At 73.9% G+C, this 10,466-nt stretch carries 10 protein-coding genes, 1 pseudogene and 1 riboswitch; of the genes and pseudogenes, 9 read left to right on the top strand and 2 right to left on the bottom strand.

Features of this window, described 5'->3' with window-relative positions; all coding sequences use genetic code 11:
- Window positions 1-44 precede the first annotated feature (44 nt).
- The 9 genes from FHX44_RS28510 (at window position 45) to FHX44_RS28475 (ending at window position 8,836) form a co-directional block, all read left to right on the top strand.
- Complete coding sequence (locus FHX44_RS28510) at window positions 45-656, top strand: FAD-dependent oxidoreductase (protein ID WP_147258611.1); 612 nt, start codon at window positions 45-47, stop codon at window positions 654-656.
- Window positions 657-845: 189 nt separating this feature from the next.
- A riboswitch (SAM riboswitch) is annotated at window positions 846-959 on the top strand.
- A gap of 42 nt (window positions 960-1,001) precedes the next feature.
- Window positions 1,002-2,351: an aminotransferase class V-fold PLP-dependent enzyme gene (locus FHX44_RS28505; RefSeq protein ID WP_147258610.1), complete on the top strand. Its 1,350-nt coding sequence runs from the start codon at window positions 1,002-1,004 to the stop codon at window positions 2,349-2,351.
- 111 nt (window positions 2,352-2,462) lie between these two features.
- Window positions 2,463-3,308, top strand: coding sequence for a pentapeptide repeat-containing protein (locus FHX44_RS28500; protein ID WP_212612684.1), 846 nt, complete (start codon window positions 2,463-2,465; stop codon window positions 3,306-3,308).
- A 114-nt stretch (window positions 3,309-3,422) separates the two neighbouring features.
- Complete coding sequence (locus tag FHX44_RS44305; protein ID WP_425469201.1) at window positions 3,423-3,500, top strand: putative leader peptide; 78 nt, start codon at window positions 3,423-3,425, stop codon at window positions 3,498-3,500.
- A 62-nt stretch (window positions 3,501-3,562) separates the two neighbouring features.
- Complete coding sequence (locus FHX44_RS28495; protein WP_147258608.1) at window positions 3,563-4,438, top strand: TauD/TfdA dioxygenase family protein; 876 nt, start codon at window positions 3,563-3,565, stop codon at window positions 4,436-4,438.
- Window positions 4,439-4,487: 49 nt separating this feature from the next.
- On the top strand, window positions 4,488-5,435 hold the full coding sequence (locus tag FHX44_RS28490; protein WP_147258607.1) for a glycine betaine ABC transporter substrate-binding protein: 948 nt from the start codon (window positions 4,488-4,490) through the stop codon (window positions 5,433-5,435).
- Window positions 5,420-6,625 (top strand): quaternary amine ABC transporter ATP-binding protein, encoded by a 1,206-nt coding sequence (locus FHX44_RS28485; protein ID WP_246170639.1) that lies wholly within the window; start codon window positions 5,420-5,422, stop codon window positions 6,623-6,625. The genes FHX44_RS28490 and FHX44_RS28485 overlap by 16 nt, the downstream gene beginning before the upstream one ends.
- Window positions 6,626-6,628: 3 nt before the next feature.
- Window positions 6,629-7,519, top strand: a complete 891-nt coding sequence (locus tag FHX44_RS28480) for an ABC transporter permease (RefSeq protein WP_147258606.1) — start codon at window positions 6,629-6,631, stop codon at window positions 7,517-7,519.
- A gap of 81 nt (window positions 7,520-7,600) precedes the next feature.
- Window positions 7,601-8,836, top strand: coding sequence for a flavin-dependent oxidoreductase (locus FHX44_RS28475; protein ID WP_147258605.1), 1,236 nt, complete (start codon window positions 7,601-7,603; stop codon window positions 8,834-8,836).
- A gap of 69 nt (window positions 8,837-8,905) precedes the next feature.
- Here FHX44_RS28475 and FHX44_RS44300 read toward each other — a convergent pair.
- Window positions 8,906-9,433: pseudogene (locus tag FHX44_RS44300) on the bottom strand (amino acid synthesis family protein); the annotation flags it as partial.
- A 48-nt stretch (window positions 9,434-9,481) separates the two neighbouring features.
- Window positions 9,482-10,459: an LLM class flavin-dependent oxidoreductase gene (locus FHX44_RS28465; RefSeq protein ID WP_147258604.1), complete on the bottom strand. Its 978-nt coding sequence runs from the start codon at window positions 10,457-10,459 to the stop codon at window positions 9,482-9,484.
- Between the last annotated feature and the right edge of the window lie 7 nt (window positions 10,460-10,466).

The following is a 10,466-nucleotide window of genomic DNA, read 5'->3' as shown; positions in this document are numbered from 1 at the left end:
AATGTCCGTTCGTTGACACGGCACCGGGCCGGCTGCCTACCGTGATGACCCGCGTACCGGGAGAGCTGGAGGCCGACGTGCCCTGTCCACCGAGCCTGCTGGAGCCGAGCCCCACCACCGACACCCCGACACTCACGATCGACGTCGCCGTCGTCGGCGCGGGCCCGGCGGGCGCCGCCACCGCGTGGCACCTCGCGCGCCGCGGCCTGCGCGTCGTGCTCCTGGAACGGCGCACGGCGGGCGCGGTCTGGCGCTCGGCCGGGCCGGCGGCGTGGACCGAAGCGGGCCTGCCCACGGCGCTCGCCGCGGAGGCCATGCGACTCTGGCGGCAGGTCGAGCAGGAGACCGGTGCCGCGTTGTTGCACGTCAGCGGCGAGGTACGGCAGGTTCGCGCCGACCAGGCGACGGCGGCGCTCACGGCCGCGGCCACCGCCTGGGGCGCGCATCTGCGCCACTGCGACGAGGTCGTCGCGATCGACGGCTCTGTGGGCGGCCGACTGGTCCGTACCCGCACCGCCACCCTGGCGGCCGCCCGGGTGGTGCTGGCCGGAGCGGGACCGGCCGCCCTCGTCACCGACGCGGCCGCACCGGTCGTCACCGTCGCGGCCCGCGGCTGCTTCGCCGTCCCCGCGCTGACGGCCGCCGTCGCGCACTGACCTCCTTTCGTCATTGCTCGAAACCGGTCGCCGATTTCGGTCGGCAGTGGCTCGATCCCCCCGGGAAAGGGGACATCAGCTGAACAGGTACAGCTCATGTCCCGATCCGGCCGATCATGCTCCGCGCCGCGCAGTGCAGCGGAAGATCCGCTTGACCGATCGCGCCGTCCGCCCGTAACCTGCCCCCCAGGTCAAGAGCGCCAGCGTCAAGCCCCGGCTCGCTGGCCGGCAACCCTCCTCCGCGGTGGGGTGCTCCGGGTGACGACCAGGCCGCCGTGCAACCACGGCCGGCAAGCGCGGACCCGACATCCGTCCGGGTCCACCGAGTGGGTCCGGAGGACCTCCATGACTGCTGTGCTGTCCGCTCGCCCCGGCATCTGCGCGCCGGCGACCGTCACGGGCACGGATCTGCGCGTCCCGCTCGTCACGGGCGAGCACGTGCGGTACGCCAACCTCGACCTCGCCGCCAGCGCTCCCGCGCTCACCGCCGTGGCCGACCACGTCGCCGCGCTCCTGCCGTACTACGCGAGCGTCCACCGCGGTGCCGGCTACGCCTCGCAGGTCTGCACCGCCGTGCTGGAGAAGGCGCGGGAGACGGTCGGCCGGTTCGTGGGCGCCCGCGCCGACGACGTCGTGGTGTTCACCCGCAACACCACCGACGCGCTGAACCTCCTGGCGGGATGCGTGCCCGGCCCGGCGCTGCGGCTCGACGTCGAGCACCACGCCAACCTGCTGGCCTGGGGGCCCGGCCGCGTGCTGCGCGCCGCCCCCACCGTCGCGCAGACGCTCGCCGACCTGCGCTACGCCCTCGCCGCCGACCGGCCTGCGCTGCTCGCCGTCACCGGGGCGTCCAACGTCACCGGCGAGCTGCTGCCGCTCGAGGAGATCACCGCGATCGCCCACGCCGCAGGCGCCCGCGTGGTCGTCGACGCCGCCCAGCTCGCGCCGCACCGCCCCGTCGACATCGCCACCACCGGCATCGACTACCTCGCCCTCTCGGGCCACAAGCTCTACGCCCCCTACGGCGCGGGGGCGCTCGTCGGGCGCCGGGACTGGCTCGACGTCGCCACGCCGTACCTGTCCGGCGGCGGCGCGGTGCACGCGGTCACCGCGCCCGACGAGGGCGGCGCCACCGAGGTGTCGTGGGCGCCCGCGCCGCACCGGCACGAGGCCGGCACCCCGAACGTCCTCGGTGCTGCCGCGCTCGCCGAGGCCTGCCGGGTGCTGTCCGGCGCGCTCGACCCCGCCCACGAGGCCGCTCTCCTCGACCGGCTCGAGACCGGCCTGGACGCGCTGCCGGGCATCCGGACGCTGCGGATCTGGCCGGACAGCCCGGACCGGGTCGCGGTGTGCACGTTCGTCGTCGACGGCCACCCGGCCGGGCGCGTCGCCGCCTACCTGTCGGCGGAGCACGGCATCGGCGTGCGGGACGGGAAGTTCTGCGCCCACCCGCTGCTCTCCCGCCTCGCCGGAACCCCGGACGGCTGCGCCGTGCGGGCCAGCCTGGGCCTCGGCACCACGGTGGACGACGTGGACCGGCTCGTCGACGCCGTCGAGTGGCTGGTCACGGACGGTCCCGGCTGGGACTACGCGGTGGTGGACGGCCGCTGGAGCCCGGTGCCCGACCCGCGCGAGACCGACCCGCTGGGCATCGGCACTCCGACGGGCCCCGCGCTCCCCGGCTGCGGCCACTGAGGTCCCAGGAAGTTCAGGAAAGCCACATTCAGGGCTTTGCAGTACAGGAATGTGGCTTTCCTGAACCCACGGGCGCGCAGCCACCCCTCCACGGAGAGGACAATGGGGGCGATGTCCGTCCCCGACCGCCTCACCGCCGACTGCTCCCGCTGCGCAGGCCTGTGCTGCGTCGCCCTCCCGTTCGCGGCGTCGGCCGACTTCGCCGTCGACAAGGCCGCCGGTACGCCGTGCCGGCACCTGCAGCGCGACTTCAGCTGCGGCATCCACGCCGGGCTGCGCGAGGCCGGCTACCCCGGCTGCACGGTCTACGACTGCTTCGGCGCCGGGCAGCAGGTCGTCCAGGTGACGTTCGGCGGGCGGAACTGGCGCGACCAGCCGGAGGTCGCCGGGTCGATGTTCGCGGTGTTCCCGGTGGTCCGGGTGCTGCACGAGCTGCTGCGGTACCTCACCGAGGCGCAGGCGCTCCCCGCGGCCGCCCCGCTCTCCGACGCGCTCGACGAGGCGCTCGCCGCGACCGACCGGCTCGCCGCCGGCACACCCGAGGAGCTCGCCGCGCTCGACGTGGAGGCACACCGGCGGTCGGTCGCCGATCTGCTGGGGAGGGTGAGCGACCTCGCCCGGGCCGGCAGCCCGGGGCCCGACCGTCGCGGGGCGCAGCTGCTGGGTGCCCGGCTGCGCGGCGCCGACCTGCGCCGGGCGAGCTTCCGCGGCGCCCTGCTCGTCGGCGCCGACCTGCACGGGGCCGACCTGCGCGGAGCCGATCTCCTCGGCGCGGACCTGCGCGGCGCCGACCTCGCAGGCGCCGACCTGCGCGACACGCTCTTCCTCACCGCCGCGCAGGTCACGGCCGCGCGCGGCGACACCGGCACCCGGCTTCCCCCGGCGCTCCCCCGCCCCGGTCACTGGGAGGCCGCCGGGCGGCGTCCGTCCCGGCGCCGCGGCCGCGCCCGGAGATGACGGTCCGGGCCTCGCCCGTGGAATGTCCGGACCTCTGACGCCCGGCATCCGCTGCGGTCCCAGATCCCGGGCGGGCGGTTGCGCGGCGCCGGACGTCCGGATGAGTATCGCGGCGTGCCCGGCGGTCTGGTTCTCGTGGAACGCATCCACGTCGACCTGTGCCGCCTGCAGGCCGGCGCGCTCTGTCGCTGACCGCGCTCCCCTCTCCCCTCGCGCCCATCGCGGCGACCTCCCCTGCTCGAAGGAGCATCCGCATGACCAGCACGCTCGCCCAACCCAACCTCGCGCTCGAACGCCTCGGGCCCGGATTCGGTGCCGAGGTGCGCGGCATCGACCTCGCCACCGCCTCCGACGGCGAGGTCGCGGCCGTCCGCCGGGCGCTCACCGAGCACAAGGTCCTGTTCTTCTCCGGGCAGAACCTCGACCCCGACTCGCAGATCGCGCTGGGCAACCGGCTGGGCAGCCTCACCGCGTCGCACCCGGTCGTGCCGGGCCTCGACGATGCGCACACCGAGATCTACGCGCTCGACAGCGCGGACAACGGGTTCGCCGACGTCTGGCACACCGACGTCACGTTCGTGCGCCGGCCGCCGCTCGGCTCGATCCTGCGGGCGGTGACCCTGCCGCCGACCGGCGGCGACACCAACTGGGCCGACCTGGAGCTGGCGTACCGGTCGCTGTCGGAGCCGGTGCGCGCACTCGCGGACCGGCTCACGGCCGTGCACGACGGCACGCGCGAGTTCGGCTACTACCTCGCCCAGCGCCGCGGCGGGGAGGGCAGCGTCTGGGAGGGCGAGCGCTACCGGAGCCTCGAACCCGTCGAGCACCCGGTGGTGCGGGTGCACCCGGAGACCGGACGCCGGTCGCTCTTCGTGAACCCCGGCTTCACGAGCCACATCGTCGGCGTGTCCGACGCCGAGAGCCGCCACCTGCTCGACCTGTTCTACGCCCACATCACCAAGCCGGAGCACATCGTGCGACACCGTTGGCAGGTCGGCGACGTCGCGATGTGGGACAACCGGGCCACCGCGCACTACGCCAACCGCGACTACGGCGACGCCAGGCGGGTCATGCACCGCGTCACGCTCCGGGGCGACGAGCCGGTCGGCGTGGCCGGGCGACCGGCGTGAGCCGCCGTTTCGTCGTGCGGAGCACCCGCGAGCGCGGAAGGATCGGCGGATGACCCGCTCGTACCGCAGTCGCGGCCTCGCGCTCCTGGCGGCCGCCACCGCGCTGCTCACGGCCTGCAGTGGCACGCCCGCCGACACCGGCTCGAGCGAGGGCGTCACGATCGCCGCCGCCGAGTTCCCCTGGAGCGCCGCCAAGCTCACCAACGCGATCCTCGCGGAGGTGGTGGCGCAGCACCCCGACCTGGGCGTCTCGACGATCGAGCCCACCGGCCTCGGTCCCGCCCCCGCCTGGGCCGGGGCGCAGCGCGGCGACATCGACCTGCTCACCGAGGTGGCGCTGCCCAACCAGCAACAGCTCGCCGACCAGGCGGCGAACCGCGTCTCGCTGGTCCACCAGACCTACGGCGGCGCCGCCCAGGGCTGGTTCGTGCCCACGTACGCCACCCAGCCCGGCCAGCCGCTCGCGGGCCTCACCAGCGTCACGCAGCTCGGCCAGTACGCCGACGCGCTCGGTGGGCGCCTCGTCGACGCCGACCCGAGCTTCATCACCACGACGCAGAACGCGAAGCGCATCGCCGGCTACGGGCTCCCGCTGCAACAGGTGACCTCGAGCGAGGCGGCGCAGCTCGCCGAGCTGCGCCGCGCGTACGAGCGCCAGGAGCCGATCCTGGTGTACCTCTACCACCCGCACTGGGTGTTCGCCGAGTTCGACATGACCCAGCTGCAGGAGCCCACGCCGTTCCAGCCGGGGTGCTTCGACGAGGGCGGCAGCGGCGCCTGCGCGATGCCGGACTACTCGGCCTGGACCGCGGCCAGCACCGACCTGCAGCAGGAGGCCCCGCGCTTCTACGCGCTGCTGCAGCGGTTCGAGCTGCCGCTGCCCGACGTCGAGACCATGCTGCGCAGCATCGACGTCGACGGCGAGCCGGCCGAGGACGTCGCGAAGCGCTGGGTGGACGCCAACCCGCAGGTGGTGCAGCAGTGGCTGGCAAGCTGATCCAGACCAGGGACCTGACGAAGGTCTTCGGCCCGAAGGCGGCGGTCGAGCGGGCGCTCGCGATGGCGGGCGACGGCGCGGGCCGCGCGCAGATCCAGGAGCGCACCGGCGCCACCCTCGCCGTGCACGACGTCTCGTTCACGGTGGAGCCCGGCGAGCTGTTCGTCGTCATGGGCCTGTCCGGATCCGGCAAGTCCACGCTGGTGCGCCTGCTCAACCGGCTCATCGAGCCCAGCAGCGGCACCGTCGAGGTGGACGGCCGGGAGCTGGGCGGGCTCGACGACGCCGAGCTGCGCCTGTTGCGCAACCGCCACATGAGCATGGTGTTCCAGCACTTCGCGCTGCTGCCGCACCGCACCGTCGCGCAGAACGCGGCCTACGCGCTGCAGGTGCGGGGGGTCGGCGAGGCCGAGCGCCGGGAGCGCGCGCGGTGGGCTCTCGATCACGTGGGGCTCGGGGACCGCGGCGACGCCCTGCCCGACCAGCTGTCGGGCGGTATGAAGCAGCGGGTGGGCCTCGCGCGGGCGCTCGCCAGCGGCACCGACGTGCTGCTCATGGACGAGGCGTTCTCCGCGCTCGACCCGCTGATCCGCCGCGACATGCAGGCCCTGCTGATCCGGCTGCAGAAGGAGCTGCGCAAGACGATCGTCTTCATCACCCACGACCTCAACGAGGCGATGCGCCTCGGCGACCGCATCCTGCTGCTCAAGGACGGCCGCCAGGTGCAGCTGGGCACCGGTCCGGAGATCCTCGCGCGCCCGGCCGACGACTACGTCGCCGACTTCGTCTCCGACGTCGACCGCACCCGCGTGCTCACCGCGGAGGACGTGCTGCGCGAGCCACGGCTCGTCGTGCGGGTGGACGAGCGGCCGGAGGAGGCGCTGCGCCGCCTGGGCGCGGCCGAGTTCACCGACGCCTACGTCGTGGACGCCGACGGCCGGGTGCTCGGCGTCGTGCACGACGAGTGGCTCGCCCACGCCGCCCGCAACGGCCGCGAGTCGGTGGGCAGCGACGGGCTCGGCGACGACTACGCCACCACCGAGCCGGACCGCCCGCTGATCGACCTGATGGACCGGCTGGGCCGCCACGCCGTGCCGATGGCCGTGGTCGACGACCGCCGCCGGCTGCTCGGCGTCGTGCCGCGCGCGGCCGTGCTCTCCTCCCTCTCCGCCGTCCCGACCAGGAGCTGAGAAGTGCCGCGCATCGAACTCGGCGCCATCGTCGAATCGTTCATCACCTGGCTCCTGCGTGCCTTCCCCGGTCTGTTCGACGCCGTCAGCGCGGTGCTGACCGTGCTCGTCGACGCGCTCACCGCCCTGCTCACCGGCCCGTCGTACCTGCTGTGGATCGCCGTGTTCGGCATCGTCGCGCTGCTCGTCCGCGGCGTCGGCCTCGCGGTGTTCACCGTGCTCGCGTTCCTGCTCATCGCGTCGCTGAACCTGTGGCCGGAAACCATGGAGAGCCTCGCCGTGGTGCTGGTGGCGGCCGTGCTCGCCACCGCCATCGGCGTGCCGCTCGGCATCTGGGCGGCGCGGCGGCGCAGCGCGAGCGCCGTCCTGCGTCCGGTGCTGGACTTCATGCAGACCACGCCGGTGTTCGTCTACCTGATCCCCGCCGTGTTCTTCTTCGGCATCGGCGTGGTGCCCGGCGTCGTCGCCACCACGATCTTCTCCATCCCGCCCGCCGTGCGGCTCACCGAGCTCGGCATCCGCGGCGTGGACCCCGAGGTGGTGGAGGCCGCGCACGCCTTCGGCGCCCACCCCCGCCAGATCCTGCGGGAGATCCAGCTCCCCATGGCCCTGCCCTCGATCATGGCCGGGATCAACCAGGTGATCATGTTGGCCCTGTCGATGGTGGTCGTCGCCGGGTTGGCCGGCGCGGGCGGGCTCGGCAGCGTCGTCGTCAGCGCGGTCACCCAGCTCGACATCGCCGCGGGCTTCGAGGGCGGGTTGGCCGTCGTCATCCTGGCGATCTTCCTCGACCGCGTCACCGCAGCGCTCGCCGATCGCCCGAACCGGGGGCTGTGGCGGCGCCTGGTCCCGGCGCGCAAGGTGGCGGGCGCGCGGAGCCCGTCGGCCGTGTAGCGACCGGGATGTCCCGATCGACGCGCACGTTGTCCGGATTCCGGGTTACGGCGAACGGGCAGCGACGCTAGCGTGCCGATCGTGAAGGTGCTGATCGTCGGGGCCGGCATCGGCGGGCTGGCCGCTGCCCTGTTCCTGCACGACGCCGGGATCGAGTGCGAGATCTACGAGCGCAGCCCCGCGATCCGGGAGCTGGGGGTCGGGATCAACGCCCTCCCGCTCGCCGTCGGGCCGCTCGCCGGGCTGGGCCTCCTCGACCGGCTCGACGAGGTCGCGGTCCGCACCGAGGAGCTGTTCTACTGCCACCGCCTCGGCCAGGTGATCATGCGCAGGCCGTGCGGCCTCGCCGCGGGCTCCGACGTCCCGCAGCTCTCGGTGCACCGCGGCAGGCTGCAAGGTGTGCTGCTGCGCGCGGTCCGCGAACGCCTCGGCCCCGACGCGGTGCACACCGGGCACCGGTTCGCCGGGTTCGAGCAGGACACCGACGGCATCCGCGCCACGTTCAGCGACCCGGCCGGCGAGCCCCTCGGCGAGCGCACGGGTGACGTGCTGCTCGGCGCCGACGGCATCCACTCCACGGTGCGCGCCGCCTTCTTCCCCGACGAGGGCCCGCCGCGCTGGAACGGCGTGATGATGTGGCGCGGCGCCACCGACTGGCCGCCGTTCCTCACCGGCCGGTCGATGATCGTCGCCGGGGGCAACGCCGCCAAGCTGGTGCTCTACCCGATCGGCCGGGGCCACTCCCCCGACACCGTGCTCACCAACTGGGCGATCTGCATCCGCAGCGGCGATCCCGGCGACCCGCCGCCACGCCGGGAGGACTGGTCCCGCCCCGGCGACCCGGCCGAGCTCGCCCCGCACCTCGAGCGCTTCCGCACCCCGCACCTCGACCTGCCGGGTCTGGTGGCGGCCACGCCGGAGTTCTACGAGTACCCCATGTGCGACCGCGACCCGCTGCCCCGCTGGAGCCACGGCCGCGTCACCCTCCTCGGCGACGCCGCCCACCCGATGTACCCGATGGGCTCCAACGGCGCGGGCCAGGCCGTGCTCGACGCCGTGGCCCTCACCCGCCACCTGACGTCCGGCGCCGACCCGGAGGCCGCGCTGACGGCGTACCAGGACGAGCGGCTGCCGGCCACGCGCGAGATCGTGCTGCGCAACCGGGTGGGCGGGCCGGAGATGGTGATCGACGAGGTCGAGCGCCGCGCCCCGGACGGTTTCGACCACCTGGACGACGTGATCGACCCGGCCGAGCTGGAGGAGATCGTCAAGAGCTACGCGGCCGCGTCCGTGGCGGCGCCGACGGGCCGGTCCTGACCGATCAGCCGAACGACGCCACGAGGGCGTCCACCTCGGCCTGGGTGGGCCCTTCGACCTGGCGTTCGGCCGGGCACCGGTCGTGTAGCCGACGAGCAGCAGCAGCTCGTCGGGGCGCGGGGAGTCCGCGACGGCGACGGTGAGCGTGTCCATCGCGTCCAGGTCCCAGCTCTCCTCGAGCGGCCCGAAGAGGACGTCGATGGGAGCGCCGGCCGCGCCGACCTTCGCGTTGCCGGGGATCAGCACCCTCCCGCGACGCAGGGTGGCGCGCATCGCCATACCGAGCCTCGGATGGATCAGCGCGGCGCCGTGTTCGGGATCGCCCGCCGTCCCGATGAGCGCCGCCTTGCCGTAGGCGCGGATCCCCGCCGGGTCGCCGATCCGCTCGAGCGCTCGCGTGGTGAGCTGCTCGCCGAGGACCTCCGAGAGCTCCACCAACGGCGTGAGGTCGGTCGTCGCAGGCTTGCCGGCCAGGGGGTTCGGCGCCACCGCGCCCACCACCACCCGCGTCAGGGGTGGGGAGACCGCGAGGCCGGACTCCTCGTGCACCTGCTCCTCGAACTGCACGAACTTGCGAACGGCCGGCTGCGCTGCCATGTCCCCTCCTTCGAGCGTCCCCGGCGATCCCGGGGAAGCACCGTCAGGCTAAGCGGCGTCCGTCAACCGCGGGACGACCTCCTTCACGAGCAGGTCGAGCTGCCGGCGCCAGTCCCACGACGTGATCCGCAGGGTCACCTCGGTGGCGCCGTCGGCGTAGAGCTGCTCGATGTCGGCGGCCGCCTGCTCCGGGGTGCCGGTGGCGGTCCAGTGCCGCGTGGCCTCCCTGCTGAAGACCGGGCCGTAGTACTCGCCGAGGAAGCGGTAGCTCTCCTCGTACGCCGCCTCCCGGTCCGGGCTCAGGTTGAGGTTGTGGTATGCCGACACGGCGAACGACTCCGGGTCGCGCCCCTCCTCCCCGAGGTACTGCTTGATCGCGGGCAGGTTGACCGTCAGGTGTTCGGGGCTCTTGCGGGTGGTCATCCAGCCATCGGCGATGCGCGCCACCCGATGGAGGGCGCGGGTGGCGAGCGGCTGCGGCGCCGGGTTGGACGCGATGTAGATCGGCGGGGGCGACTGCACCGGTTTGGGCAGCACGGTCACGTTCTCGAACGAGGTGTAGCGGCCTTCGTAGGTGACGTCGTCCTCGGTCCACAGCCGCCGCACGATCTCGGTGTTCTCCTCCATCCGGGCCGCCCGCGAACCGTCGGTCACGCCGTAGGGCGCACCCTCGCGCGCGGACGCGTCCTTGGGCTTGACGATCCCCGTGCACACCGCGAGCAGCATCCGGCCGCCGGAGAGCTGGTCGAGCGTGGCCCACTGGTCGGCGAACAGGATCGGGTCGCGCACCGGGAAGCTCGCCATGCAGCCGACGGCGAGCGTCACGTTGCGGGTGGCGGCGGCGAGCGAACCGAAGAGGGCCACCGCCTCGGGGCGGGGCTTGGCGAGCAGGCTGTCGCCGATCCACAGCGAGTCGAACAGGCCCGTCTCGTCCGCCCAGTGTCCCGTCTCGACGAGCTCGGACAGGCTCAGCACGTCGAAGAACGTGCCGCGCTGCGGCAGTGTCAGCCCGATCTTCCGGGTCATCGCAGTT

Origin of the sequence: Pseudonocardia hierapolitana (genome assembly GCF_007994075.1) — a bacterium.
Taxonomy (GTDB): domain Bacteria; phylum Actinomycetota; class Actinomycetes; order Mycobacteriales; family Pseudonocardiaceae; genus Pseudonocardia; species Pseudonocardia hierapolitana.
This window is presented reverse-complemented; position numbering and strand designations above follow the sequence as displayed.